Genomic DNA, 25034 nt, shown 5'->3' with positions numbered 1-25034 from the left:
TCCCTTTGGGAGAGGGCAGGGGTGAGGGAATCAGACGACTCAGTGCTTAAGCACCCACGCCTCTTTCCAGTGTGAACCGGTGCCCGGCTCAAACTGGGTCGCATACTTGCTCCACTGCACGCAGTAGCCGCTGTACGGGAAAGGCTTACACTGGTAGGTCTTACCGTCTTTTGGCTGCAGCACCACGGTGCCTGCTTTGTACGACGCGATGTTATCCGGGAAGATGTAATCATGCTGACTGGTGCTGTTGTCCGCCGCGGCTTCCTCTTCCAGCATCAGGTTCAGCACATCCTGCGCAAACAGCGTGCCGTCTTTATTGGTGGCGTAGTACTTCAGCATGTGGTGACCCGCCTCAACGCCGGTCAGCGTCAGGGTGACGTCCTGATTCACGTTATTCATCTCCTGCTTCAGATACCCTTTTTCCGCCCCGTGATGGTTCATGACGTGGGCTTCGAAATCGACGTAACCGTGGGTATTCACATGGAAGGTGACGGTCGCATTGCCGTTCTCGATTTTGCTGTAGTGCAAATTGCTGACGGCGATGGTTTCATTGACCTCTGCCTTCTGCTCTTCGTACGAAATCGCAACGGATTGCAGGGCGCTGCCCTCTTTGACGAATACGCTGTTCGCTCCATGGACCGGGCTAATCTCGCCGCCCTCATCCTTCACGCCGACGCGAATGTCCTGGTGCGCGGTGTTAATTTTCTGCGCCAGATCGTACGACCACTGGTTGGCATCCCCCTGCGCGGCCGTGGCGATCGTCATTTCCGTGCGCATGGACGTCACTTCACCGTGCGCGTCGAAGAAGCGGGCAATGACCTTATCGCCGACGTTCAGGTTATTTCCCGCAATCTGGCCGCTGAGGGCTTTGCTCCACTCTGATTCGATGCTGGCACCGTCATCCGGGGTAACATTGCCGCCGTTACCAAAATCAACGTCAATGGCCTGGTAGAAACTGTTTGAGGTATCCGCTATTTCCCAGACGCCATAAATCACCTGGTAACCCGTTCGCGCAGGTACATTACAGGTCATGGCTTTGCGCATCGCGGGGGCCTGGCCATTTCCATTCACGGTACAGAACGGGGTTAATTCAAACTGATCGCGGGTCAGGGGTTTATTCGGATCCCAGTTTTGTTTGGTGATGTAGTAACGCCAGTTAGTGGTTTTGTGCGGCGCGGTGTGATACCAGACAAACTCATGCGGGCCGGCGGTCATGGGGCTTTTCGTCCACGTGTTCAGGCTCTGTTTATCCAGCTGGGAGTAATTCGCAATCCCCGCGCTGGCAAGCTGGCCGTCTGGCGGCATCGCACCGCCCGGGAAGCCGGAGGTTTTCTCCACGCTCTGCGGTTCATACTGAACGGAGCCACAGTCAATGTTTTGACCGAGCTTGCACATATAAGCGCGGCTGGCAGGAGACTCAATATATCCGTGCGCTAAAGCGGATGAGGCAACGGTCAGGGTCGCCATCGCAAGGGCAATTTTTGATAATTTCATTGTTAGTCCATTAATAATAAATACGCAGGGTGATGTTATTAATGGCGGGTGGGGAAGGTCATGCTGTGGTGAGAGGAAAAATATCCAAAAAAAATGGACAGCCGAAACCGCCCATTCTCTGCTGCTATCAATCAGCGACGTACGGCAATCGCTTCGATTTCAATTTTCACGTCTTTTGGCAGACGAGCCACTTCCACGCAGGAGCGCGCCGGGAAAGAGGCGTTATGCTCGGTGAAGAATGCTTCATAAGTGGCGTTAACGGTGGCGAAATCGTTCAGATCTTTCACGAAAACGGTGGTTTTCACGATGTCGCCCACTTTCAGGCCTGCGGATTCCACGATCGCCTGCACGTTTTCCAGCGACTGACGCGCCTGCGCCGCTACGTCGGCTGGCACTTCACCGGTCTTCGGGTTCACCGGGATCTGGCCAGAGGTAATAATCATGCTACCCAGATCAACGCCCTGAACGTATGGGCCGATAGCCGCTGGTGCATTTTCCGTCGCGAGTACTTTGGTCATGATTTCTCCAGAATAACAGCTGATTTAAGAGTACCGGCCATTATAGGGAGGCCGGGATCCTTTACCAACCTCAATTAGTTGGCCAGCACCACATAATGAGAAAACTCTTTTTCGCAGTATTTGCATTTGAGTGCGATGTCATCGGCGCGTTTTTTCACTGCGAAGCTGGAGGAGACCGGCTCCGCGTGGCTGATGCAGTTGCTGTTCGGGCAAACCAGCACGCTCTCAATCCGCTCCGGCAGGCTTGGGCGTGATTTGCCCACCACGTCGTAATTGTCGATGCGGTTAACGGTGGCGTCCGGCGCGTACAGCGACAGCTGGTTAACCTGCTCGTCGGTCAGGAAGGTATTCTCGATCTTGATCAGGTCCTTGCGGCCCATTTCGCCTGACGGCAGATTCAGGCCGATGGTGATGCGCTGGTCGGTTTCGGTCAGTTTAAACAGCGTCAGCAGCTTAAAACCGACCTGCGCAGGGATGTGGTCAATCACGGTGCCACGTTTGATGGCTTCAACCTGGAGTTTGTTATCGTGTGTCATTGTCGTTTCCCCTTACAGAGCCAATTCGCGATTCAGAACCAGTGCCAGTAACGCCTGGCGGGCGAAGATGCCGTTTCCGGCCTGCTGGAAGTACCAGGCGTGCGGCGTTTTATCCACGTCTGTGGTGATCTCATCGATGCGCGGCAGCGGGTGCAGCACCTTCATGTTGTCGCGCGCACCCTCGAGGTCGCTGGCGCGCAGCACAAACTGCGCCTTCACGTTGGCGTACTCGGACGGATCCAGACGCTCTTTCTGCACGCGGGTCATATACAGAATATCCACGTTGCCCATCACCTCTTCGATGCTGGCGTGCAGGCTCCACGGAATGCCTTTTTCATCCAGCATGTCGAGAATGTACTGCGGCATCGCCAGCGCGTCCGGGGCGATGAAGAAGAAGCGGTTGCCGTTGAATTTCGCCAGCGCCTGGGTCAGGGAGTGAACCGTGCGGCCATATTTCAGGTCACCCACCATGGCGATGTTCAGGTTTTCCAGACGGCCCTGGGTCTCCTGAATGGTGAACAGATCCAGCAGGGTCTGCGTCGGATGCTGGTTGGCACCGTCACCGGCGTTCAGCACCGGAATACCGCCGGAGAACTCTGTCGCCAGACGGGCCGCGCCCTCCTGCGGGTGGCGCATTACAATCGCGTCAACGTAGGTGCTGATCACTGAAATGGTATCCGCCAGGGTTTCGCCTTTTTTACCCAGCGACGTGTTACTGCTGTCTGAGAAGCCCACCACGCTCGCGCCCAGGCGGTGCATGGAGGTTTCAAAGGAGAGGCGCGTGCGGGTCGAGGCTTCAAAGAAGCAGCTCGCAATCACCTTGTGCTTCAGCAGCTCCGGTTGCGGATTGGCCTTCAGTTTTGCCGCGGTTTCCAGAACCAGTTCCAGCTCTTCGCGGCTGAGGTCGTTTATGGAAAAGATGTGTTTTTGATAAAGCGGATTCATGTTTATCTCCTGACGCCGGGCAAAAAAAAGCCCCTCAAATGAGGGGCTCTGGGAATAGGTTTAGCAACGGGAAGAAAAACGGCAGGCCAGCGTCTGATTTCAGACGCGGTAAGACGTTATGTCGAACACGCTTGACCATGCTTCCTCCCGGCAAATTGTCGGGCATTATACGCACCCCGATGTCCGGATCAAGCAATTTAATGCACGCTTTACTCAATGCAAACGGTTCTTTATGAATATTAATGCGTTCTGAGTAAATAATTAATTTGCTTATGCACCAGCGCGGTACGCTTCACCACCCGGGGGGCGACCCAGACAATACTGCTTCCGGCAACCACGCCTAAAATTTCCGGTAACTGGTGATAATCCAGAATGCGCGCCACCGCGCGGCCATATCCGGCCACGGTATGAATAAGGATAAATTCGCTATTATGCTCCACGCTGACCACCATTTCGGAAACGGTACGTGCGGCGTCGGGGGCAGGGCGCAGAAGAGGATTCAACGAATAAATCTTTAGCCCTTTGGCATTTCGAATTTTTATGACACCAAGCAACTTGAGCAGACGTGAAACGGTGGACTGGCTGATGGTCTCAAAACCACGCTCCTGCAAATCGCGGCGAATCTCTTCCTGGGAGAGATAGCTCTTTTCTGCGATCAGGCGCTGACAGACCGTCAGCTGTAGCTGTTCTTTTGGAGAGTAATCACCATATTCCGTCATAACTATTTCCCATGTAAGTGGCTGAAACAAAACGCCCGGTGGCGCTACGCTTACCGGGCCTACAACGTCAAAACATCACAACACTGCCCCCAGGCTTAACGCCACCATGATCACCACCGTGAGTATCCCCAGCAGCGGCGCCACCCATTTCAGGTAGCGCACATAGGGCACGCGGGCGATAGCCAGCCCGCCCATAACCACCGCGGAGGTGGGCGTCACCAGGTTAACGATACCGGAGGCTGACTGGTAAGCCGTGACTACCAGGTCGCGGTTGACGTTAGCGAAATCGGCAAGCGGTGCCATGATCGGCATCGTCAGAACGGCCAGGCCGGATGAAGAAGGCACAAGAAACGACAGCACCACCTCCAGCCAGTACATCACGTTGATAAACGCCACCGTGGATAACCCGCTGACCAGCCCTTCCGCGCTGTGCAAAATGGTGTGGGTAATCATGCCCTTATCCATGATGACTACGATACCGCGGGCGATGCCGATAATCAGCGCGACGCCCAGCAAATCTCGTGCGCCGTTAATAAACGTTGAGGTCAGCTCCTCTTCGCTCAGGCGGGCGATAAGCCCCACGATAATAGCGCTGGCGAGAAACACCGCCGAGATCTCCGCCATCCACCAGCCCAGCACCGCCACGCCGTAAATCATCACCGCGAAGGCGAGGGCGAAAATGACCAGGATGATTTTGCGCACCGGGGTAAATTCCAGCGTCTGTGCGTCCTTGTTACCGAGGAAATGGGCGCGGTTCTCTTCCTGTTTGTCTGCAACGATGGAAAGAGACGGATCCTGGCGCACCTTACGGGCGTAACGCATTACCCATGCCACGCAGATGATCCAGCCGATGACCAGCAGCGCCACGCGCAGGGCGATCCCGTTGGTGAAGGGGATCCCGGCGGCGTTGGCGGCGATCACCGTGGCGAAGGGGTTGATGGTAGAGCCGAGCGTGCCGATCCCCGCGCCGAGCAACACGGTGGAGGCCGCAACAACCGGATCAAAACGGGCGGCCAGCATCACCGGCACCAGCAGGGTGTAGAACGGCAGTGACTCTTCGGCCATGCCGTAGATGGTGCCGCCTGCGGCGAACAGCGCCATCAGGATCGGGATCATCCACTCTTCACGCCCGCGTAATCGCGTGGTGACGCGCTCGATCCCGGCGTCGATCGCCCCGGTTTTGGTGACGATCCCGAGAAATCCCCCGATGATCAGGATAAACAGCGCTACGTCGATCGCCCCGGCCTGGCCGGACTCCGGATCGTACAGCCCGGCAATGGGAGCCATCAGTACGGAAACCAGCCCCTGCGGGTGGGCCGCCACGTGCGCGTAGGTCCCGGCAACCGGCACGTCCTTGCCGAGCGCCTCGTTCATTGCCATATGGTACTGTCCGGCCGGAATAATCCACGTCAGCACGGCCACGACGGCAATCAGAAAAAAGAGAATGGTGTAAGCGGAGGGAAACTTAAACTTGCCCATGATGTTCTCCTGAACCCCGGCGCACCCCGTGGCGCGCCGGGCGGTGATTAGTCGCCGAGTGTCGCCACCATGACGGCTTTTATGGTGTGCATACGGTTTTCTGCTTCGTCGAAGACAATAGAGTTTGGTGATTCAAAGACCTCTTCCGTCACCTCCAGCCCTTTCAGGCCGTAAGCCATCTCAATTTCGCGGCCCACTTTGGTGTGTTCGTTGTGGAACGCCGGCAGGCAGTGCATAAACTTGACGTTCGGGTTGCCGGTGGCCTTCATCACCTGCGCATTGATTTGATACGGCTTCATCAGGCTGACGCGCTCGGCCCAGGCTTCCTTCGGCTCGCCCATGGAGACCCACACGTCGGTGTAGAGGAAATCGGCTCCCTGCACACCTTCTTCTACGTCGTCGGTAAGGGTGATGCGTGCGCCCGTTTCTTTGGCGATGGCGCGGCACTGCTCAACCAGCCCCGCTTCCGGCCAGAAGGACTTTGGTGCCACCAGGCGGATATCCATCCCCATTTTGGCCGCGCCGACCATCAGCGAGTTGCCCATGTTGTTGCGCGCGTCGCCCAGATAGGCAAAGCTCAGCTCCGGCAGGGTTTTGCCCGGCGAGTGCTCCAGCATGGTCATCAGATCGGCGAGGATTTGGGTGGGGTGGAACTCGTCAGTCAGGCCGTTCCATACCGGCACACCCGCGTACTCGCCCAGCTCTTCGACGATGGCCTGGCCGTAGCCGCGATACTCGATGCCGTCATACATGCGGCCCAGCACGCGGGCGGTGTCTTTCATCGACTCTTTATGGCCAATCTGCGAGCCGCTTGGGCCGAGGTAGGTGACCTGCGCGCCCTGGTCAAATGCGCCCACTTCAAAGGCGCAGCGGGTACGGGTGGAGGTTTTTTCAAAAATCAGGGCGATGTTTTTCCCGACCAGCGTTTGCTTTTCGCGCCCGGCTTTTTTGGCCGCCTTCAGCTCGATGGCGAGGTCGATCAGGTACTGGATCTCCGCCGGGGTATAGTCCAGCAGTTTGAGGAAGTTGCGGTTTTTCAGGTTGATGGTCATGTGGGAAATCCTTTTTAAAATTTTGCTGTCTGGTGCCCTCACCCCGGCCCTCTCCCACGGGGAGAGGGAGAGTCGGGTGAGGGGGAAGTTATTCAGTTACGAATCAACGTGCCTTTCTCGCCCGCGAGGATCTCCGCGCCGTCGGCCAGCGCGCCGATCCCGGCAATCCCGTTGCAGGCCTCAACAAACTCGCGGCAGGCGGCCACTTTCGGCCCCATTGAACCGGCGTCGAACGCCATGCCCTTGAGCAGTTCCGGCGTCACCTGCGCCAGCGGACGCTGGGTTGGTTTGCCCCAGTCGAGGTACACCGCGTCGGCATCGGTGAGGATCAGCAGGGCATCCGCCTCAATCTGGCGTGCCAGCAGGGCGGCGGAGAGGTCTTTGTCGATCACCGCCTCAATGCCGTGATAGCCATTGGCGTTTTCCACCACCGGCACGCCGCCACCGCCGTTGCAAATCACCAGGTGGTCGCGCTGGATCAGCGCCGCGATGGCATCGCTCTCAACGATGCGTTTCGGCTGCGGAGAGGGCACCACGCGGCGGAAGTAGCTGCCGTCGGCCTTGAACACCCAGCCTTTCTCTGCCTGTAACGTTTTTGCCTGGGCTTCGCTGTAGACCGGGCCGATGTACTTGGTCGGGTTGCTGAAGGCCGGGTCGGCGGCGTCCACCTCCACCTGGGTGAGCAGGACGCTCACCTCGCGCTGGGGCAGGCTGTTTTTCAGCGCCTGCTGGAGCATGTAGCCGATCATCCCCTGGCTTTCGGCGCCGAGAACGTCCAGCGGGTAGGGGGCGACTTTGTCGTAGGCGCTGTTCTGCAGCGCCAGCAGCCCGACCTGCGGCCCGTTGCCGTGCACTAGCACCACGCGCCACTGCTCCGTCAGCCCGGCGATGGTACGGGCCGCGAGATCGATGTTTTTACGCTGGATCTCGGCTTCTAGCGGTTCGCCGCGTTTGAGCAATGCGTTGCCGCCCAGGGCCACAACCAGAGTGGGTTTTCGTTCCATAGTGGCTCCTTAAATTCCGTCGCGTTCCAGTGGGCAGCTCATGCAGCGCGCGCCGCCGCGACCGCGTCCCAGTTCGTCGCCCGGGATAGGCAGCACGGTGATCCCCGCTTTGTCGTATTTCTCGTTGGTCCAGACGTTGCGCTCGTAGCCGATCACCACGCCCGGGCGGATGGTGAGCACGTTGTTGGCGTCGTTCCACTGCTCGCGCTCGGCTTCAAAGGCGTCGCCGCCAGTGGTGATCAGGCGTACCTGATTAATGCCGAGCGCTTTCTCGATGGCGTGCAGCAGGTCGGTTTCCTGGGTGCGCAGCAGGCCACCGCGTCCGTCCGGGGTGAGCGTCCAGCACTGGGCGTCTTTACGCACCACTTCCGGGTAGACGGAGAAGGTGTCCACGTCGATGTGGGTCATGACGGTGTCGAGGTGCATGCAGGAGCGGTGTTTTGGCAGCTCAACGGCAATCACGCGCTCGGCCTGGCGATGTTTAAACAGGCTGTTAGCGAGGAACTCCACGCCCTGCGGGGTGGTGCGTTCAGACATGCCAATTAATACCGCGCCGCGGCCAATCACTAATACGTCGCCGCCCTCCAGGGTGGCGTGGTCATAATTAATATTCTCGTCGCCGAAATACTTAATAAATTCGCCATCGGCGAATGCCGGGTGCCAGCGATATATGGCTCGCAGGTTATTGGTTTCACGCTGGCGGGCCGGTTTGGCCATCGGGTTAATGGAGACGCCGTTATAAATCCAGCACGAGGTATCGCGGGTAAATAAATGGTTTGGCAGCGGCTTCATAATAAAATCATTCGCCGTGTGGGTATCCACCACCATATTTTTAATCGCCGCCGGAATTTCACCGTAGGTTAATCCGCCGCTCAGTCTGCGCGCCAGTTCCCGGTGCGGCATATCTGCCAGCCAGCCGCGCACGTCGCTGGCAAAGGTTGGCCCGAGACGGTAGTCGGAGATTTGCGTCTCCAGCAGCCAGGCTTTCGCCTCTGTAATATCAAGCGTTTGAGTGAGAAGGTCGGTCAACAGCAGGACTTCCACACCCTGCTCGCGCAGCGTGTTTGCGAAAATGTCATGCTCCTCACCCGCCCGCTCAACCGAGAGCACATCATCAAATAACAGCTCCTGACAGTTTGATGGCGTTAAGCGCTTAAGACTTAAATTTGGGCGGTGCAGCATCACGCTACGCAATTGACCAATTTCAGAACCGACATAATGCTTTTCCATAATTATTCCTTTAACTGTTTTTCAGAATAAAAAGGGCATGCGCCATATTCGTGTAATGATATGGCGGCTAAGCTCAATTGATTTCGTGGTCAATAGTAGGCGCTTAAATAAACCGTATTGTGATGTTGCTCACGTGAAATTAGGTATTGAGTAGTTTGTTTTCATTTGCATGATTCGCATCAGATAATGATTAATTTGATATTATTAGCCGGTGAATAGCTAAGCAGGATCCGTTGGCATTATTTGAGGTTGTTATTATTTTGTAGAATTTAATGTTTTGACATATTTGATTATGCTATTGATTTTAAATGATTTTATTTGATGTGCGGAATGACTATGCACAATAGCCAATTAACTATTTTTGACTTAAGAAAAATCAATAAATAATTATGGAATTTAATAGCAAATAATCAAAATGATAAAGTGTGAAGCTGGCGCGAGTTTTATGATGAAGGCAGTACAATCAGTGAGTTAGCGTCACGGCATCGTCACGACGCGCTGAGGTTATGCATAACAACTGCATAAATGCCTGTGAGGGATTAACAGCAGATTAACACCTTTCCCGATAAACATGCGTTCGCGCAACTCTCCGCGAAAAAGGGCTGGTATGGCAGTTTGAATTCTCGTATAAAAGATGAAAATGAAACAGTGTTTTATTATGAGGGTTTAATTATGATTATCGGCAACATCCACCATCTGCAAGCCTGGCTACCGGAACCCCTGCGTCTGGCCATCGAGCACGTTAAGGCCCACGTCACCGACGCCACCCCGCCGGGCAAGCATGACATCAACGGCAGCAACCTGTTTTATCTGGTCTCCGAAGACATGACCCAGCCGTTTGCCGAGCGCCGCGCGGAGTACCATGCGCGCTATCTGGACATTCAGATTGTGCTCAAAGGGCAGGAAGGGATGACGTTCAGTACCTTGCCACACGGCACGCCGGACACCGACTGGCTGGCGGATAAAGACATCGCGTTCCTGCCGGAAGGCGAGCAGGAGAAAACCGTGGTGCTGAGCGAAGGGGATTTCGTGGTGTTCTGGCCGGGTGAAGTGCATAAGCCGCTGTGCGCGGTGGGGGGGCCTGCTAAGGTCAGGAAAGTGGTTGTTAAGATGTTGGTGGAGTAATTTTCCCTCACCCCGGCCCTCTCCCAAGGGGAGAGGGTGTAAAAGTTCCCTCTCCCTGTGGGAGAGGGTTAGGGTGAGGGCACCAGACCGCACCCACGCATAATGTGATCCAGCTTAAATTTCCCGCACTCCCTCTTCCCTTCTCATTTACCTGCGCTTTTTCTGCGTCATAGTATGATCGTTAAATTAATGAACGCCGTTCTATAATATAGAACAAAATGATTCAGCAAGGAGATCTCATGCCGCAGTCCGCGTTGTTCACGGGAATCATTCCCCCTGTCTCCACCATTTTTACCGCCGATGGCCAGCTTGATAAGCCGGGCACCGCTGCGCTGATCGACGATCTGATCTCGGCAGGCGTTGACGGCCTGTTCTTCCTGGGCAGCGGCGGTGAGTTTTCCCAGCTCAGCGCCGAAGAGCGTAAAACCATTGCCCGCTTTGCTATCGATCACGTCGATCGTCGTGTGCCGGTGCTGATCGGCACCGGCGGCACCAACGCCCGGGAAACCATTGAACTGAGCCAGCACGCCCAGCAGGCGGGGGCGGACGGCATCGTGGTGATCAACCCCTACTACTGGAAGGTGTCTGAAGCGAACCTGATCCGCTATTTCGAGCAGGTGGCCGACAGCGTCACGCTGCCGGTGATCCTCTATAACTTCCCGGCGCTGACCGGGCAGGATCTGACGCCGGCGCTGGTGAAAACCCTGGCTGACTCGCGCAGCAACATCGCCGGCATTAAAGATACCATCGACTCCGTGGCCCATCTGCGCAGCATGATCCACACCGTCAAAGCCGCCCATCCGCACTTCACCGTGCTATGCGGCTACGACGATCATCTGTTTAATACCCTGCTGCTCGGCGGCGATGGGGCGATCTCGGCCAGCGGCAACTTTGCTCCGCAGGTGTCGGTGAATCTTCTGAAAGCCTGGCGGGATAAAGACGTGGCGAAAGCGGCTGAGTATCATCAGACCTTACTGCAAATACCGCAGATGTATCAGCTGGATACGCCGTTTGTGAACGTCATTAAAGAGGCGATTGTGCTCTGCGGCCGCCCGATTTCTACCCACGTGCTGCCGCCCGCCTCTGCGCTGGACGAGCCGCGTAAGGCGCAGCTGAAAACCCTGCTGCAACAGCTCAAGCTCTGCTGAGCCGGACGATAACCATGACCATCGAGAAAATTTACACCCCGCAGGATGATGCGTTTTATGCCGTCATCACCCATGCGGCGGGGCCGCAGGGCGCGCTGCCGCTGACTCCGCAGATGCTGATGGAATCCCCCAGCGGCACCTGTTCGGCATGACCCAGAACGCCGGGATGGGCTGGGACGCCAACAAGCTGACCGGCAAAGAGGTGCTGATTATTGGCACCCAGGGCGGCATCCGCGCCGGGGACGGACGACCGGTTGCGCTGGGCTACCACACCGGGCACTGGGAGATCGGCATGCAGATGCAGGCCGCGGCGAAGGAGATCACCCGCAACGGCGGGATCCCGTTTGCGGCCTTCGTCAGCGATCCGTGCGACGGTCGCTCGCAGGGCACGCACGGGATGTTCGACTCCCTGCCGTACCGCAACGATGCGGCGATTGTGTTTCGTCGTCTGATTCGCTCCCTGCCGACGCGCCGGGCGGTCATTGGCGTGGCGACCTGCGATAAAGGGCTGCCCGCCACCATGATTGCGCTGGCCTCGATGCACAATCTGCCGACCATTCTGGTGCCGGGCGGGGCGACACTGCCGCCGACCGTGGGGGAAGACGCGGGCAAGGTGCAGACCATCGGCGCGCGCTTCGCCAACCATGAACTCTCCCTGCAGGAGGCCGCCGAGCTGGGCTGTCGCGCCTGTGCGTCGCCGGGCGGCGGGTGCCAGTTCCTCGGCACGGCGGGCACCTCGCAGGTGGTGGCCGAAGCGCTGGGTCTGGCGCTGCCGCACTCCGCGCTGGCGCCGTCCGGACAGGCGGTGTGGCTGGAAATTGCCCGCCAGTCGGCGCGGGCGGTGAGCGAGCTGGATAACCGCGGCATCACCACGCGCGATATCCTCACCGATAAAGCCATCGAAAACGCCATGGTGATCCACGCGGCGTTCGGCGGCTCCACCAATTTACTGCTGCACATCCCGGCCATCGCCCACGCGGCGGGCTGCACGATCCCGGACGTAGAACACTGGACACGCGTCAACCGCAGGGTGCCGCGCCTGGTCAGCGTGCTGCCCAACGGCCCGGACTATCACCCAACCGTGCGCGCCTTCCTTGCGGGCGGTGTGCCGGAGGTGATGCTTCACCTGCGCGATCTCGGTTTGCTGCATCTGGATGCCATGACCGTCACCGGCCAGACGGTGGGCGAGAACCTCGACTGGTGGCAGGCGTCCGAGCGCCGTAAGCGCTTCCGCCAGTGCCTGCGCGAGCAGGACGGCGTGGATCCGGATGACGTGATCCTGCCGCCCGAGAAGGCAAAAGCGAGAGGGCTGACCTCAACGGTCTGCTTCCCGACGGGCAACATCGCGCCGGAAGGCTCGGTGATCAAGGCCACGGCCATTGACCCGTCGGTGGTGGGTGACGATGGCGTTTACCGTCATACGGGCCGGGCAAGGGTGTTTGTCTCGGAAGCACAGGCGATTAAAGCCATCAAGCAGGAAGAGATTAAACAGGGCGATATCATGGTGGTGATCGGCGGTGGGCCGTCCGGTACCGGCATGGAAGAGACCTACCAGCTCACCTCTGCGCTGAAGCATATCTCATGGGGCAAGACGGTGTCGTTAATCACCGATGCGCGCTTCTCGGGGGTATCGACGGGCGCCTGCTTCGGCCACGTGTCGCCGGAAGCGCTGGCGGGCGGGCCGATTGGCAAGCTGCGCGACAACGACATCATCGAGATTGCCGTGGATCGCCTGACCCTGACGGGCAGCGTCAACTTTATCGGTACCGCAGAAAACCCGCTGACGCCGGAAGAGGGCGCGCGCGAGCTGGCAGTAAGACAGACGCACCCGGACCTGCACCCTCATGACTTTTTGCCGGACGATACCCGCCTGTGGGCGGCATTACAGTCGGTGAGCGGCGGCACCTGGAAAGGCTGTATTTATGACACCGATAAAATTATCGAGGTAATTAACGCCGGTAAAAAAGCACTCGGACTTTAATTATTTTCTGAGCGATACCGTCTACGGGAAATATCCCGTGGACGGTTTTCGCGCATCTTAAATTTATCAATTTAAACAATGCGTTGCGATATATCGGTGGCGTCACAAAAGCAAAATATCGTAATTCGGAAATAAGATATGACCATTGCTGGTTAATTGAACAGCTCATTACACTCCATTAACACGATGTTGTGAAATCAGCATACGAAAATAAAGGTGCGATGATGATGCAATTAACCATGAAAGATAAAATTGGCTACGGGCTGGGTGACACCGCCTGCGGCTTTGTCTGGCAGGCCACCATGTTCCTGCTGGCCTACTTTTATACCGACGTGTTTGGCCTGTCGGCGGGCATTATGGGCACGCTGTTTTTGGTCTCCCGCGTGCTCGACGCCGTGACCGACCCGCTGATGGGGCTGCTGGTGGACCGCACCCGCACGCGCTACGGCCAGTTCCGCCCGTTCCTGCTGTGGGGGGCGATCCCGTTTGGCATCGTCTGCATGCTGACCTTCTACACGCCGGATTTCTCTGCGCAGGGCAAAATCATCTACGCCTGCGTAACCTACATTCTGCTGACCCTGGTCTACACCTTCGTTAACGTGCCGTACTGCGCCATGCCGGGCGTGATTACCGCCGACCCGAAAGAGCGTCACGCCCTGCAGTCGTGGCGTTTCTTCCTGGCGGCGGCGGGCTCGCTTGCCATTAGCGGCATCGCGCTGCCGCTGGTGAGCATCATCGGCAAAGGGGACGAGCAGGTGGGCTATTTCGGCGCCATGTGCGTGCTGGGGTTGACCGGCGTGGTGCTGCTCTACGTCTGCTTCTTTACCACCAAAGAGCGTTACACCTTTGAGGTTCAGCCGGGCTCGTCGGTGGCGAAAGACCTTAAGCTGCTGCTGGGCAACGGCCAGTGGCGGATCATGTGCGCGTTCAAGATGATGGCGACCTGCTCCAACGTGGTACGCGGCGGGGCCACGCTCTACTTCGTCAAATACGTGATGGATCACCCGGAGATGGCGACCCAGTTTTTACTCTACGGCAGCCTCGCCACCATGTTTGGCTCGCTCTGCTCCTCCCGTCTGCTGGGCCGCTTTGACCGGGTAAAAGCCTTCAAGTGGATCATCGTCGCCTACTCGCTGATCAGCCTGCTGATTTTCGTCACCCCGGCGGAGCATATTGCCCTGATTTTCGCCCTCAACATCCTGTTCCTGTTCGTCTTCAACACCACCACGCCGCTGCAGTGGCTGATGGCCTCTGACGTGGTGGATTACGAGGAGAGCCGCAGCGGGCGACGCCTCGACGGACTGGTGTTCTCCACCTATCTGTTCAGCCTGAAGATTGGCCTGGCGATTGGCGGGGCGGTGGTGGGTTGGATCCTGGCGTACGTCAACTACTCCGCCAGCAGCAGCGTGCAGCCGGTTGAGGTGCTGACCACCATCAAAATTCTGTTCTGCGTGGTGCCGGTGGTGCTCTACGTGGGCATGTTCATCATGCTGTCGTTCTATAAGCTCACCGATGCCCGCGTGGAGGCCATCAGCCAGCAGCTGATCAAGCACCGCGCGGCGCAGGGCGAGGCCGTTCCCGACGCAGCGACAGCCGCATCCCATTAACCGGAGGCAATATGGAAATCACCAACCCAATACTCACCGGCTTCAACCCGGACCCGTCTTTATGCCGTCAGGGCGAGGACTACTACATCGCCACCTCGACCTTCGAGTGGTTCCCGGGCGTGCGCATCTATCACTCCCGTGACCTGAAAAACTGGTCGCTGGTCAGCACGCCGCTGGACCGCGTGTCGATGCTGGACATGAAGGGCAACCCGGACTCCGGCGGCATCTGGGCGCCGTGCCTGAGCTACGCTGACGGCAAATTCTGGCTGCTCTACACCGACGTAAAGATTGTCGACTCGCCGTGGAAAAACGGCCGCAACTTCCTCGTCACTGCGCCGTCCATCGAGGGGCCGTGGAGCGATCCGATCCCGATGGGCAACGGCGGGTTTGACCCATCCCTGTTCCACGACGACGATGGCCGTAAATACTACCTCTACCGTCCGTGGGGGCCGCGCCACCACAGCAACCCGCACAACACCATTGTGATGCAGGAGTTTGACCCGCAGACCGGCACCCTCTCGCGCGAGCGCAAAACCCTGTTTACCGGCACGCCGCTCTGCTACACCGAAGGCGCTCACCTGTATCGCCACGCGGGATGGTACTACCTGATGGTCGCCGAAGGCGGCACCAGCTACGAGCACGCGGTTGTGGTGCTGCGTTCAAAAACCATCGACGGGCCGTACGAGCTGCACCCGGAGGTGACGATGATGACCAGCTGGCACCTGCCGGAGAACCCGCTGCAGAAGAGCGGCCACGGCTCGCTGCTGCAGACCCACACCGGGGAGTGGTACATGGCCTACCTCACCAGCCGCCCGCTGCGCCTGCCCGGCGTGCCGCTGCTGGCCTCCGGCGGACGCGGCTACTGTCCGCTGGGGCGCGAGACCGGCATCGCCCGCATTGAATGGCGCGACGGCTGGCCGTACGTGGAAGGCGGCAAGCACGCGCAGTTGACCGTGAAAGGCCCACAGGTGGCGGAACAGCCTGCATCCATTCAGGGCAACTGGCGGGAGGACTTCGACGGCAGCACGCTTGACCCGGAACTGCAGACCCTGCGCATCCCGTTCGACGACACCCTCGGCTCGCTCACCGCGCGCCCGGGCTATTTACGGCTCTACGGCAACGACTCGCTCAACTCGACCTTTACCCAGTCGACCGTGGCGCGCCGCTGGCAGCACTTCACCTTCCGCTCCGAAACGCGGATGCAGTTCTCGCCGGTTCACTTCCAGCAAAGCGCCGGACTGACCTGCTACTACAACAGTAAAAACTGGAGCTACTGCTTTGTGGACTACGAGGAGGGGAAGGGGAGAACCATCAAGGTTATTCAACTCGACCACAATGTGCCGTCATGGCCGCTGCATGAGCAGCCGATTCCGGTGCCGGAGAGTGCGGAGAGCGTCTGGCTGCGGGTGGATGTGGATACGCTGGTCTACCGCTACAGCTACTCGTTCGATGGCGAGACGTGGCACACCGTGCCGGTAACATATGAGGCGTGGAAGCTGTCGGACGACTACATCGGCGGGCGCGGTTTCTTCACCGGCGCGTTTGTGGGGCTGCACTGCGAGGACATCAGCGGCGACGGCTGCCACGCGGACTTCGACTACTTCACCTACGAGCCGGCATAACGGCTCAGGCCGGGTAGCCCAGCGCGCGTGAGAGCTGGAGCCCGGCCTGCTGAAGCTGCTCGCGGAAATTAGCCAGCCCGGCATCGTCCACGCGCGAGGTCAGCGTCGACAGGCTCAGAGCGGCAATCACGCGGGATTCATGGTTCCACACCGGCACCGCCACGCAGCGCACGCCCTGCTCGTTCTCTTCGCTATCCAGGGCATAGCCCTGCTCGCGGGTCTGCGCCAGAGCGGCCATTAATGCTTCACGAGAGGCGAGGGTGGAAGGGGTATGGGTGGTGTACTGATAGCCCTCAAGCAGGGCGTTCAGCTCGGTCTCGCCCAGCCAGGCAATCAACACCTTGCCGATGGCGGTGGCGTGAACCGGCAGGCGGCGGCCAATGCGCGAATAGGCGATGGCGGCCAGCTTGCCTTCAATCTTCTCGATATAAACCCCTTCACGCCCGTCCAGGATCCCCAGATGGGTGGTCTGCCCGGTCCGTTGGGACAGCTCCGTCAGCCAGCCTTTCGCCTTCTGACGAATATCGATGGAGCCCACAACGAAATGACCGCGCTCGACCAGCTTCATGCCGAGGCGATATTTGCCGTTCTCCGGGTTCTGATCGATATAGCCATGAAGCTGCAGGGTTTTCAGCAGGGAGTGGAGGGTACTCTTGCTCAGCCCCATCAGTTTGCTGATGTCGGTGATCTTAAGCTCGGTGGCCTGCTCGTTGAACAGGTCGAGGATCTGCAACGCACGTTCAACAGACTGAATAATCGGCATAATGCTGGTATGTCCACGCTGGAATTAAGGCGAAAACGTACCTTTTTCGGGGTGAAAAATCAATGAAGCAGAGCCGGTTTGCTCCCTCTCCCCGTGCAAGGTAAAAGCAAAAACGACAACCCTGTTGTCGTTTTTTAGTGTTTTCCCCCTCTCCCCGTGGGAGAGGGCCGGGGTGAGGGCATCAGACCGCAGAGGATCCAATCAACCCCCAAGCGTCGCCACCATCACCGCCTTAATCGTATGCATCCGGTTTTCCGCCTGGTCAAACACGATGCTCGCCGCCGACTCAAACACCTCGTCCGTCACTTCCATCCCGCCGTGCAGGTCGAACTCTTTCGCCATCTGCTTGCCGAGCGTGGTCTGGTCGTCATGGAACGCCGGCAGACAGTGCAGGAATTTCACGTTCGGGTTACCGGTGAGCGCCATCATCTGCGCGTTCACCTGATACCCGCGCAGCAGCGCAATCCGCTCCGCCCACTTCTCTTTGGCTTCGCCCATCGACACCCACACGTCGGTATAGATAAAGTCCGCACCCTTCACGCCCACCGCCACGTCTTCCGTCAGGGTGATCTTCCCGCCGTGCTTCTCCGCCAGCGCGCTGCACTCCGCCACCAGGCTCTCTTCCGGCCAGCAGGCCTTCGGAGCCACCAGACGTAGATCCAGCCCGGTCAGCGCTGCCGCTTCCAGCATTGAGTTGCCCATGTTGTTGCGCGCGTCGCCCGCGTAGACCAGCGTCATCTCGTTAAACGCCTTGCCCGGCAGGTGCTCCTGCATGGTCAGCAGGTCCGCCAGCAGCTGCGTCGGGTGGAACTCGTTAGTCAACCCGTTCCACACCGGCACGCCCGCATACTGCGCCAGCGTCTCGACCACTTCCTGGCCGTGACCGCGATATTGAATGCCATCGTACATCCGCCCCAGCACGCGCGCGGTGTCCTTAATTGACTCTTTATGCCCAATCTGGCTGCCGCTCGGCCCTAAATAGGTGACGCGCGCGCCCTGGTCAAATGCGGCAACTTCGAAAGAGCATCGTGTACGGGTTGAGTCTTTTTCGAAGATGAGCGCGATGTTTTTGCCAGTAAGCTTTTGTACTTCCTTGCCATTTTTTTTATCGGCTTTGAGCTGTGCGGCAAGAGTCAGCAGAGAAGTGAGCTGTGCAGGGGTAAAGTCGAGCAATTTCAGAAAGTGTTTCTTGTACAGATCAGACATTTTATCCTCACATGGCAAACGCCACTTATTGAATTAAAATTCACTTTATATGTGTAATTATTCATTTGCAACCCCGTTTAACAAATCTTTCTTACAAAGGTGGAGGCAAACACGTCCGTGTGTGAAAATAGAAGTATCTGCCGCACTTTAAAGAGGAATGAGCCATGGCAAACCCGGAACACCTGGAAGAACAACGCGAAGAGACGCGTCTGATTATTGAAGAGCTGCTGGAAGACGGTAGCGATCCGGACGCGCTGTACACCATCGAGCACCATTTCTCTGCGGATGATTTCGACGCGCTGGAAAAAATGGCGGTGGAAGCTTTTAAACTGGGTTACGAAGTGACCGAGCCGGAAGAGCTGGAAGTGGAAGAGGGCGATACCGTCATCTGCTGCGACATCCTGAGCGAAGGCGCGCTGAAGGCGGAGCTGATCGACGCGCAGGTAGAACAGCTGATGAACCTGGCCGAGAAGTTTGACGTGGAGTACGACGGCTGGGGAACCTACTTCGAAGATCCGAACGGTGAAGACGGCGAAGAGGGCGACGACGAAGATTACGTCGATGAAGACGACGACGGCGTGCGTCACTAAGCGTTTCAGGCGGTGGCGCGCGCCACCGCTTTTTCAAGGCAGAACCATGGATTACCCGCAGATACTTGCCCCCGTACTCAACTTCCTCCAGTGCCCGACCCCGCAAGCATGGATTGATAAAGCCCGCGACCCGGCGAACCTGCCGCTGCTGCTCACCGACCACATGGTGTGCGAGCTCAAGGCCGCCCAGACCGCGCTGCTGCTGGTGCGTAAATACGTCGCCGACGAAAGCGGTGCCGACGCGCTGCTCGACTGGCTCAAACCCTATGAACTGTTCACCTTCCGCGACGGCCCGGAGCCGGACTTCATCGCCCTGCACAGGCAGATTGGCAAAAGCGTGATGCCCAAAACCGACGACCCGTGGGGCCAGGCGCTTATCGACAGCATGGTGCTGCTGATTAAAGAGGAGCTGCACCACTTCTGGCAGGTGCGCGAGGCGATGCTGGCCCGCGACATTCCGTACGTCAAAATCACCGCCAGCCGCTACGCCAAAGGGATGCTGAAGGAAGTGCGCACCCACGAGCCGCTGACGCTGATCGATAAGCTCATCTGCGGCGCCTACATCGAAGCCCGCTCCTGCGAACGCTTCGCCGCGCTGGCCCCGTTCCTCGACGACGACCTGCAGAAGTTCTATCTCTCGCTGCTGCGCTCGGAAGCGCGCCATTATCAGGACTACCTGACGCTGGCCCGGCAGGTGAGCGACGACGATATCTCACCGCGCATAAAGCTTTTTGGCGAAATTGAAGCCACACTTATCTCGACACCGGACAACGAGTTTCGCTTCCACAGCGGCGTGCCGGTGTAAACCGGCATAACTCAAGGATAAGGATGCGAGATGAATAAAACGTGGACCCGTATTGTGATTGTCGTCATTGCGGCTGCCGCCGTGGCGTTCTGGGTGTTTTTCGACAGGCAGCGCGCCCCGGAACGGCAGATGGATAACGCCCTCAACGCGATGCCCGCCTGGCAGGTGATTAAGGAGCAGGAGCCCGCGCTGCATCAGCGCATCCTCGACCAGATGGCCGCCCTGCAAAAAGCGGGCGAGCCGGAGCAGCAGATTATCGACACCATCCAGCCGCAGATCCTGCATTTGCAGATGTCGCGCCTGCAAAACGCCCCGGACGCCAACGTGGTGAACTACATGACCATCAATATGGAGCAGACCGCCGCCATCCAGAAGGTGAGCGACGACGCCTGCTTCCGCTTCCTCTACCCGATGGTAAAGGGCGGTATCAACCCGATGCGCATGCTGGATAAAGACCTGATGGCGCGTCGCATGCAGGCCGACGCCGACATGATGCGCGCAGCCTACGGCAAAAACCGCCACATCGTGACCCAGGCCGAGCGCGAGGCGGCTGTCGAGGATGTGAGACCGATTATGAAGGCGCTTGCCGATAAGTACGGCGAGGACATCCAGTTGCTGCAGATGCCCGAGAAGGCGGTGGGCAAAGAGAAGCTCTCCTGTGATATGGTGCAGGAGATGTGGGCCAAGGTGCTTGCGCTGCCGGAGCAGAAGGCGGCGAGGGTGATTCGGCTGGCGGTGTCTGAGCTGGACTGACGAAGGGCGCTTGTTTTTTGGGCACTTAGCGCGGGTTTCGCGCGTCGTCGCTTGCATGGCGGCGCGCGACAGGTATAATCCACAACGTTTCCGCATCCCCTTCAGTGCCGAAGTGGCGAAATCGGTAGACGCAGTTGATTCAAAATCAACCGTAGAAATACGTGCCGGTTCGAGTCCGGCCTTCGGCATTCAGTACCTTATTTTCTTTTAAATCAATGAGTTAGTGTGAAAATTCCGTCTCATTGACCAGTTGAAAATGTCTATTCTTCATCACGTACAAAAGCCACTGTGTTTGTTAATGGCTTTGGTATGTTAGCACATAGTGGCGAGTAGTTCCCAAGCTCAACCTCGTATCGCTTTTCCCTTTGAAGCTGGAAGACGTGCCGCCGTCTCTAAACCTATACCAAAACAGACTGATCACACGCATTTAAGCCCGATGTGCAGCCTTGTGGCTGCGTAAACAGGTGAATAGTGGTAAACGTACCTGCACACGACATGCAGGCTCTGCCAGCGCTTCGCTCACGCTCCTAACGGTACACGAGCACCCTGATAAGGTGTGATCCCTCTGACTATCTGATGAAGTCGCTACGCTCCGCTTGTTGCTTGTACCACTAACGGGGCTTTATGGCTTGTATTGTCCAAATTTTGCGCTACGCTACCTTTGATTACTCACAGCAAAGGATAAATAAGATGGAAAAAGAACACTTTAAAGCGCACGTTCAGTATGACGACTGGAAGGGAAGCGTTGCAGCAGACAGTGCTGATCAGGAAGACTTTAGCGACTTTCTGAGAGACAAAGGGGTATTGAAAGAAGGTGAGATTGTGAAAGGTATTTCCTTCTACTCAGCAGAGCGTTTCTTTGATGTTGAAGCATTTGTTTCAGACGATGAACATGGGTTAAGAAGGGAAAAAGTCACAATGACGCTTGAGGAGTTTTTCAAAACCTTCAAACGTTTTTCAGTCAAGATTTCTCGCAAAGGGGAATTTGACGATCAAGAAATCGAGTTCAAAGAGTAAGGAATCATCATGAGCATTTACTTTAATGAACATGGCAGCGCGATTGGATACCAGGTAGATGGACGCTGGACAATCAAGGGGGATTATTTGCAGGTTGAGCATGGCGCTAACATTCCAGGCGGCCTATACAAGATTGATGATAACAAAGTGAAATTTCCATTCGACTACAAGGAGGTTGAGGGGGAGATTGATACAGAGAAACTCACCTTCACCGTGAATGGTCAAGAGTACCCAATGAGGAAAATGAAAACTTATCCGTGGGAGGTACAGCTGTAAAGGGGGCATTGCGCCCCTCGTATCATCCCTGTAAAGCCCGTAGCCATATCATAAGCAAATGAAGCTGGCTTCCTGTCATAGCTGGCACTCGGAGAGGTTTTATCTCTCCATCACCCTGTCTTCCGGCTTTGACGTTGCACAGCGCGAGCGCTAAAGCCATAATGCTGCTGTTCTCCATTTCCTTCTCTCCGTTGGGAATGTTGAATACGGCGGGGGCTGGCTTCTTGGTGGTTGGCGGCCCCTGCCACTTGCTGATCAACTGCTCTTCTGAGGTTTGTTGGTAACAGGTGACGCTGTATCGTCGTCCCTGCAAACTTTACTACCTGCGTATAAACGCACACCGTAGCACCACACCAGATAAAGCTGGTGATCGGCTCTTCTTCCTTCTTCAATTTTCTGAATCCTCTGTATCGAATGTTTTTGCATACAGGCAACTCTGAGCGCTCGTAACGTATGTGAACAGGTAATTGGTGTTCTCATACACGCATAGCGTTTTTCCGTTCTCCGTCTGTTCTTCCTGTGGGTTGGTCATCGTAATTTGTCCGGCATTAGCCACGGCTGGTAATAATGTCAGCGTCAGCACAAGATATTTAGATTTCAAGGCTAAACTCCTCTGTCAATTCGTCGCCTACTTCGAGCGTGTAACCAATATAAAAGAGCGTTGACCGTGGATCAGCATGGCCCAGGAGAAGGGCGATCTGTTCAATCGGCACACCTGCACTGAATAAAATTCGCCCTTTTGATTTTCGTGGGGTATGACACCCTACGTTAGAGAACCCCACTCTACGCCCGATCTTGCTGAACTCAGTGAACACAGTGTTACGGGTTACGGCGTTGCCTTTGCTACGGAGATCGCCTTTGCTAAAGATGAAATCCGTCTTCACAGGCATAGTGGATTGTTCCTCTCTCCGCATCTCTACGATTTTCCGCATGGTGTCAGTAATCTTGATACGGAGCGGTTTCACCTTCTTATTAGGATCTGCCTTTCGTTTAGATTTCTGCTGTTTCACCTCGATATGCGTTTTCCCTGCACTGAATTGTGACCAGGTGAGGGTTAACAGGTCAGAGATACGTAATGCGCTCTCATACTGCATCACCCATGCACAGTAGAACAGGTTTGTTCTGGTATTGCGTCGTAGCTCTGCCGCCACTGCTTTCACGTCCTCCGCGCTTCTAAGCGCAACTGCGATACCTTCCATTCTTTATCCCTCCTCTTGTTCGTTTCGTTGAAAACATCATTGATCAGAAATTGATCATTTTCAATATGTTGCACGATACGTTTGTTTATGAAGAGCACGAAATGATCAAAAGGTGTGCGCGGTTGCCTGACCTATCGAACAGCGCCCGAGGCACTTCCCCAATTCCAGGCGCAGATTTTGGCAAATATCAGTAAGTGATTGAAAAATAGATGAAAATACATTTAACAACATGATTCATGAAACGGTAGTTCTGTCAAGAAATTTATTTTCGATGACGGGGAGTTACCCCTGTTTGCACGGTGAAGTGATGGAAAAGTGTACTGATTGAATAGAATCAATGAGTTAGAGAATACACTTTACTAATGTGTATCGAAGTAGGGCGTAATTGCACTGTAGATGATAGTAATTCTCATTCGAATTGATTGTGATAAGAAATGATTAGAATGCTAACTAATTGGCGGTTTTCGGCATGAAAAAAGAAACATCGTTTCAATTTAGTAAGCTCGTTCAGCACATTGCACCTGTCATGAAAGTGTACATTGTGGACAATGATCGCTGTGAGCCGCACGGCGCAAGGCTTTCGTATAAGTGATGAAAGATACTTTGAAAGTGAGAAAGGCGCTCAGAGAGCGTTACAGGCTGGTTATTTAGGATGGAATAAGCATCGCTATACCTGGTATTTAGAATGTATTTAGCGTGGGGTTTTTCCGGCGCTATGGAGGCGAGTATTCGCGATTAACACGCAATCATGAGTGAAACGAGGGATGTAGGGTTAATTCTCCATAAAGTGGACTGTACAATTTGGTATGCGCTGATCACGCGCATGAAAGTAACCTCTACTGAAAGTTATTGTTGAGAAGAGATTTTTCCTGTATAGAAACTTGTCATGTTCGCTTCACTCACTGACACAAACCAACTACTAACTACCCTTAATTAAATTAAGGTTATTAATTATCTCTCTTATGTTCTCGTATTCCTCGAACATACATCATTGTGCAGATACTTTTTCATGCGACATTCACCCGCTGATCGCTGGTCCATTGTGAGCCTACGATCTCAACACATCAAAATTATGTAAAAGGGCTTATCATTAAAATGATGTGTTAACAGGTTCATTGTGCGATGTAGCGTAGCTACAAGATCGGCTCACTCGCATGAAGAGCCGGAAATGATGCCAATCGTAGAAGCGTCATCTTCGGTTGGCAAAACTACCATAAAAACTTGTTGACTTCCACTAACTAATGTTGCTATAAAGCACATTATGGCATTGACATTTAGCAAGGTATTGAAATAGATCAATAAATGTCTTGACAAAACGTTCGTTTGTATGTTATAGTTAGGTATGTTCTGAAGAAACAGAACAACAATTCACTCTACAGATTTCCTTTTAAGCCTCCTCCTGGGCATTCGGTGAGGGGGCTTTTCTGCGTCTGTAGCTCACCGACAAGGTGAGTCCCCACAATGAATAAGGAGACAAACTTCTATGAAGTATTTCAGCAGTGACCAGGTGTTTTATGAACTGGTGAGTGGTAAAGCCACAAGAGATTTAATCTACGCATCTATGTACGTAGCCAGAAAACGAAAGTATTTCGAACGTGAACAGATGTTTAAAGAAGCACTATCCCGTTTTGATGAATTTAAGAAGGATTCCAAAGAATGAAGATTAACTTCACCCCTGAAACTTACGAGGCTTTGATCAATCGGGCTAATCGTGAAAATAAAGCCGCCGCCGCACTGGTGAGCGAATTAATAACAACAGTCCTTAACAAAGAGGAAACCAATGAACCAAAGAAGAAAAGTAATAACCTACGTTGATGCAATTTGCGGATCTGGAAAGTCCACCACGTTACAGCACTACATCAAGTCAAGTTTATTAACAAATTCCGAAGCAATTCCCCCCCGTTATCTTCTCGTGATGCCAACACATGATTTATGTAATCAAGTGAAGGAAGAACTTGAAAGCCG

General features: G+C 55.8%; 27 protein-coding genes, 1 tRNA gene and 1 pseudogene. 14 read left to right on the top strand and 15 right to left on the bottom strand.

Going from position 1 to position 25034, the window contains the following annotated elements:
* Positions 1-39 precede the first annotated feature (39 nt).
* From gbpA to arcA, 10 genes are all read right to left on the bottom strand, one after another.
* The gene (gene gbpA / locus M8370_RS13650) at positions 40-1494 is read right to left on the bottom strand and encodes an N-acetylglucosamine-binding protein GbpA (RefSeq protein WP_250021192.1); all 1455 of its coding nucleotides are present in this window, start codon (positions 1492-1494) and stop codon (positions 40-42) included.
* Between the two features lie 131 nt (positions 1495-1625).
* On the bottom strand, positions 1626-2012 hold the full coding sequence (gene ridA / locus M8370_RS13645) for a 2-iminobutanoate/2-iminopropanoate deaminase (RefSeq protein ID WP_006810315.1): 387 nt from the start codon (positions 2010-2012) through the stop codon (positions 1626-1628).
* 74 nt (positions 2013-2086) lie between these two features.
* A complete protein-coding gene (gene pyrI, locus M8370_RS13640; RefSeq protein WP_013095364.1) occupies positions 2087-2548 on the bottom strand; it encodes an aspartate carbamoyltransferase regulatory subunit in 462 nt (153 codons plus the stop codon).
* Between the two features lie 12 nt (positions 2549-2560).
* A complete protein-coding gene (gene pyrB / locus M8370_RS13635) occupies positions 2561-3493 on the bottom strand; it encodes an aspartate carbamoyltransferase (protein WP_250021191.1) in 933 nt (310 codons plus the stop codon).
* 34 nt (positions 3494-3527) lie between these two features.
* The gene (locus M8370_RS13630) at positions 3528-3632 is read right to left on the bottom strand and encodes a pyrBI operon leader peptide (RefSeq protein WP_022646880.1); all 105 of its coding nucleotides are present in this window, start codon (positions 3630-3632) and stop codon (positions 3528-3530) included.
* 100 nt (positions 3633-3732) lie between these two features.
* Positions 3733-4212: an arginine repressor gene (locus M8370_RS13625; RefSeq protein WP_013095367.1), complete on the bottom strand. Its 480-nt coding sequence runs from the start codon at positions 4210-4212 to the stop codon at positions 3733-3735.
* A gap of 75 nt (positions 4213-4287) precedes the next feature.
* Entirely contained in the window at positions 4288-5691 is a 1404-nt protein-coding gene (locus M8370_RS13620; RefSeq protein ID WP_095440210.1) for a YfcC family protein, read from the bottom strand.
* A gap of 47 nt (positions 5692-5738) precedes the next feature.
* Positions 5739-6743: an ornithine carbamoyltransferase gene (gene argF, locus M8370_RS13615; protein ID WP_013095369.1), complete on the bottom strand. Its 1005-nt coding sequence runs from the start codon at positions 6741-6743 to the stop codon at positions 5739-5741.
* Between the two features lie 92 nt (positions 6744-6835).
* On the bottom strand, positions 6836-7747 hold the full coding sequence (locus tag M8370_RS13610) for a carbamate kinase (protein ID WP_013095370.1): 912 nt from the start codon (positions 7745-7747) through the stop codon (positions 6836-6838).
* A 9-nt stretch (positions 7748-7756) separates the two neighbouring features.
* Positions 7757-8977 carry an arginine deiminase gene (gene arcA / locus M8370_RS13605; RefSeq protein WP_038985625.1) on the bottom strand — a complete coding sequence of 407 codons (1221 nt, stop codon included), beginning with the start codon at positions 8975-8977 and terminating at the stop codon, positions 7757-7759.
* A gap of 672 nt (positions 8978-9649) precedes the next feature.
* Here arcA and M8370_RS13600 point away from each other — a divergent pair.
* The 5 genes and pseudogenes from M8370_RS13600 (at position 9650) to M8370_RS13580 (ending at position 16460) form a co-directional block, all read left to right on the top strand.
* Positions 9650-10102, top strand: coding sequence for a YhcH/YjgK/YiaL family protein (locus M8370_RS13600; protein ID WP_129253148.1), 453 nt, complete (start codon positions 9650-9652; stop codon positions 10100-10102).
* A gap of 239 nt (positions 10103-10341) precedes the next feature.
* Positions 10342-11250 (top strand): 2-keto-3-deoxygluconate aldolase, encoded by a 909-nt coding sequence (yagE, locus tag M8370_RS13595; protein WP_224085222.1) that lies wholly within the window; start codon positions 10342-10344, stop codon positions 11248-11250.
* Positions 11251-11264: 14 nt separating this feature from the next.
* A pseudogene (gene yagF / locus M8370_RS13590) lies at positions 11265-13231 on the top strand (xylonate dehydratase YagF).
* A gap of 224 nt (positions 13232-13455) precedes the next feature.
* Positions 13456-14838 (top strand): MFS transporter, encoded by a 1383-nt coding sequence (locus M8370_RS13585; RefSeq protein ID WP_013095375.1) that lies wholly within the window; start codon positions 13456-13458, stop codon positions 14836-14838.
* Between the two features lie 11 nt (positions 14839-14849).
* Positions 14850-16460, top strand: coding sequence for a glycoside hydrolase family 43 protein (locus M8370_RS13580; protein WP_250021190.1), 1611 nt, complete (start codon positions 14850-14852; stop codon positions 16458-16460).
* 4 nt (positions 16461-16464) lie between these two features.
* Here M8370_RS13580 and xynR read toward each other — a convergent pair whose 3' ends face one another.
* From xynR to argL, 3 genes are all read right to left on the bottom strand, one after another.
* The gene (gene xynR, locus M8370_RS13575) at positions 16465-17223 is read right to left on the bottom strand and encodes a DNA-binding transcriptional repressor XynR (protein ID WP_250021189.1); all 759 of its coding nucleotides are present in this window, start codon (positions 17221-17223) and stop codon (positions 16465-16467) included.
* Positions 17224-17424: 201 nt separating this feature from the next.
* Positions 17425-18429 (bottom strand): ornithine carbamoyltransferase, encoded by a 1005-nt coding sequence (gene argF, locus M8370_RS13570; RefSeq protein WP_250021188.1) that lies wholly within the window; start codon positions 18427-18429, stop codon positions 17425-17427.
* Positions 18399-18494 carry a putative translational regulatory protein ArgL gene (gene argL, locus M8370_RS13565; RefSeq protein ID WP_215723726.1) on the bottom strand — a complete coding sequence of 32 codons (96 nt, stop codon included), beginning with the start codon at positions 18492-18494 and terminating at the stop codon, positions 18399-18401. Before argL ends, argF (M8370_RS13570) begins: the two co-directional genes overlap by 31 nt.
* A gap of 99 nt (positions 18495-18593) precedes the next feature.
* Between argL and rraB the strand changes: the two genes are divergently transcribed.
* From rraB to M8370_RS13535, 6 genes are all read left to right on the top strand, one after another.
* Entirely contained in the window at positions 18594-19019 is a 426-nt protein-coding gene (rraB, locus tag M8370_RS13560) for a ribonuclease E inhibitor RraB (protein WP_006810300.1), read from the top strand.
* A 46-nt stretch (positions 19020-19065) separates the two neighbouring features.
* Positions 19066-19824, top strand: a complete 759-nt coding sequence (gene miaE / locus M8370_RS13555) for a tRNA isopentenyl-2-thiomethyl-A-37 hydroxylase MiaE (RefSeq protein ID WP_050859692.1) — start codon at positions 19066-19068, stop codon at positions 19822-19824.
* Positions 19825-19854: 30 nt separating this feature from the next.
* Positions 19855-20577: a topoisomerase II gene (locus tag M8370_RS13550; protein WP_250021187.1), complete on the top strand. Its 723-nt coding sequence runs from the start codon at positions 19855-19857 to the stop codon at positions 20575-20577.
* Positions 20578-20683: 106 nt separating this feature from the next.
* Positions 20684-20765, top strand: a tRNA-Leu gene (locus tag M8370_RS13545).
* A 502-nt stretch (positions 20766-21267) separates the two neighbouring features.
* Positions 21268-21594: a hypothetical protein gene (locus M8370_RS13540; protein WP_039271889.1), complete on the top strand. Its 327-nt coding sequence runs from the start codon at positions 21268-21270 to the stop codon at positions 21592-21594.
* A 9-nt stretch (positions 21595-21603) separates the two neighbouring features.
* The gene (locus M8370_RS13535) at positions 21604-21870 is read left to right on the top strand and encodes a hypothetical protein (RefSeq protein ID WP_039271888.1); all 267 of its coding nucleotides are present in this window, start codon (positions 21604-21606) and stop codon (positions 21868-21870) included.
* A gap of 388 nt (positions 21871-22258) precedes the next feature.
* On the opposite strand, the gene M8370_RS13530 is transcribed toward M8370_RS13535, so the two are convergent.
* Both M8370_RS13530 and M8370_RS13525 read right to left on the bottom strand, forming a co-directional pair.
* Positions 22259-22471 carry a hypothetical protein gene (locus tag M8370_RS13530; RefSeq protein ID WP_039271884.1) on the bottom strand — a complete coding sequence of 71 codons (213 nt, stop codon included), beginning with the start codon at positions 22469-22471 and terminating at the stop codon, positions 22259-22261.
* Entirely contained in the window at positions 22461-23069 is a 609-nt protein-coding gene (locus tag M8370_RS13525; RefSeq protein WP_250021186.1) for a tyrosine-type recombinase/integrase, read from the bottom strand. Before M8370_RS13525 ends, M8370_RS13530 begins: the two co-directional genes overlap by 11 nt.
* A gap of 1483 nt (positions 23070-24552) precedes the next feature.
* On the opposite strand from M8370_RS13525, the gene M8370_RS13520 reads away from it, so the two are divergent.
* The 3 genes from M8370_RS13520 to M8370_RS13510 form a co-directional block, all read left to right on the top strand.
* Positions 24553-24729: a hypothetical protein gene (locus M8370_RS13520; RefSeq protein ID WP_013098603.1), complete on the top strand. Its 177-nt coding sequence runs from the start codon at positions 24553-24555 to the stop codon at positions 24727-24729.
* The gene (locus tag M8370_RS13515) at positions 24726-24884 is read left to right on the top strand and encodes a hypothetical protein (protein ID WP_045898209.1); all 159 of its coding nucleotides are present in this window, start codon (positions 24726-24728) and stop codon (positions 24882-24884) included. Before M8370_RS13520 ends, M8370_RS13515 begins: the two co-directional genes overlap by 4 nt.
* A partial coding sequence (locus M8370_RS13510; RefSeq protein ID WP_250021185.1) for a DEAD/DEAH box helicase family protein occupies positions 24850-25034 on the top strand: 185 nt, incomplete at its 3' end. The genes M8370_RS13515 and M8370_RS13510, both read left to right, overlap by 35 nt.

This window comes from Enterobacter cloacae complex sp. OE43NF (assembly GCF_023544405.1).
GTDB lineage: Bacteria > Pseudomonadota > Gammaproteobacteria > Enterobacterales > Enterobacteriaceae > Enterobacter > Enterobacter cloacae.
This window is presented reverse-complemented; position numbering and strand designations above follow the sequence as displayed.

Excerpts from the sequence above, each read along its gene's own strand:
- gbpA (WP_250021192.1), bottom strand. The coding sequence starts at position 1,494 with ATGAAATTATCAAAAATTGCCCTTGCGATGGCGACCCTGACCGTTGCC.
- ridA (WP_006810315.1), bottom strand. The coding sequence starts at position 2,012 with ATGACCAAAGTACTCGCGACGGAAAATGCACCAGCGGCTATCGGCCCA.
- pyrI (WP_013095364.1), bottom strand. The coding sequence starts at position 2,548 with ATGACACACGATAACAAACTCCAGGTTGAAGCCATCAAACGTGGCACC.
- pyrB (WP_250021191.1), bottom strand. The coding sequence starts at position 3,493 with ATGAATCCGCTTTATCAAAAACACATCTTTTCCATAAACGACCTCAGC.
- M8370_RS13630 (WP_022646880.1), bottom strand. The coding sequence starts at position 3,632 with ATGGTCAAGCGTGTTCGACATAACGTCTTACCGCGTCTGAAATCAGAC.
- M8370_RS13625 (WP_013095367.1), bottom strand. The coding sequence starts at position 4,212 with ATGACGGAATATGGTGATTACTCTCCAAAAGAACAGCTACAGCTGACG.
- M8370_RS13620 (WP_095440210.1), bottom strand. The coding sequence starts at position 5,691 with ATGGGCAAGTTTAAGTTTCCCTCCGCTTACACCATTCTCTTTTTTCTG.
- argF (WP_013095369.1), bottom strand. The coding sequence starts at position 6,743 with ATGACCATCAACCTGAAAAACCGCAACTTCCTCAAACTGCTGGACTAT.
- M8370_RS13610 (WP_013095370.1), bottom strand. The coding sequence starts at position 7,747 with ATGGAACGAAAACCCACTCTGGTTGTGGCCCTGGGCGGCAACGCATTG.
- arcA (WP_038985625.1), bottom strand. The coding sequence starts at position 8,977 with ATGGAAAAGCATTATGTCGGTTCTGAAATTGGTCAATTGCGTAGCGTG.
- M8370_RS13600 (WP_129253148.1), top strand. The coding sequence starts at position 9,650 with ATGATTATCGGCAACATCCACCATCTGCAAGCCTGGCTACCGGAACCC.
- yagE (WP_224085222.1), top strand. The coding sequence starts at position 10,342 with ATGCCGCAGTCCGCGTTGTTCACGGGAATCATTCCCCCTGTCTCCACC.
- M8370_RS13585 (WP_013095375.1), top strand. The coding sequence starts at position 13,456 with ATGATGCAATTAACCATGAAAGATAAAATTGGCTACGGGCTGGGTGAC.
- M8370_RS13580 (WP_250021190.1), top strand. The coding sequence starts at position 14,850 with ATGGAAATCACCAACCCAATACTCACCGGCTTCAACCCGGACCCGTCT.
- xynR (WP_250021189.1), bottom strand. The coding sequence starts at position 17,223 with ATGCCGATTATTCAGTCTGTTGAACGTGCGTTGCAGATCCTCGACCTG.
- argF (WP_250021188.1), bottom strand. The coding sequence starts at position 18,429 with ATGTCTGATCTGTACAAGAAACACTTTCTGAAATTGCTCGACTTTACC.
- argL (WP_215723726.1), bottom strand. The coding sequence starts at position 18,494 with ATGAATAATTACACATATAAAGTGAATTTTAATTCAATAAGTGGCGTT.
- rraB (WP_006810300.1), top strand. The coding sequence starts at position 18,594 with ATGGCAAACCCGGAACACCTGGAAGAACAACGCGAAGAGACGCGTCTG.
- miaE (WP_050859692.1), top strand. The coding sequence starts at position 19,066 with ATGGATTACCCGCAGATACTTGCCCCCGTACTCAACTTCCTCCAGTGC.
- M8370_RS13550 (WP_250021187.1), top strand. The coding sequence starts at position 19,855 with ATGAATAAAACGTGGACCCGTATTGTGATTGTCGTCATTGCGGCTGCC.
- M8370_RS13540 (WP_039271889.1), top strand. The coding sequence starts at position 21,268 with ATGGAAAAAGAACACTTTAAAGCGCACGTTCAGTATGACGACTGGAAG.
- M8370_RS13535 (WP_039271888.1), top strand. The coding sequence starts at position 21,604 with ATGAGCATTTACTTTAATGAACATGGCAGCGCGATTGGATACCAGGTA.
- M8370_RS13525 (WP_250021186.1), bottom strand. The coding sequence starts at position 23,069 with ATGGAAGGTATCGCAGTTGCGCTTAGAAGCGCGGAGGACGTGAAAGCA.
- M8370_RS13520 (WP_013098603.1), top strand. The coding sequence starts at position 24,553 with ATGAAGTATTTCAGCAGTGACCAGGTGTTTTATGAACTGGTGAGTGGT.
- M8370_RS13515 (WP_045898209.1), top strand. The coding sequence starts at position 24,726 with ATGAAGATTAACTTCACCCCTGAAACTTACGAGGCTTTGATCAATCGG.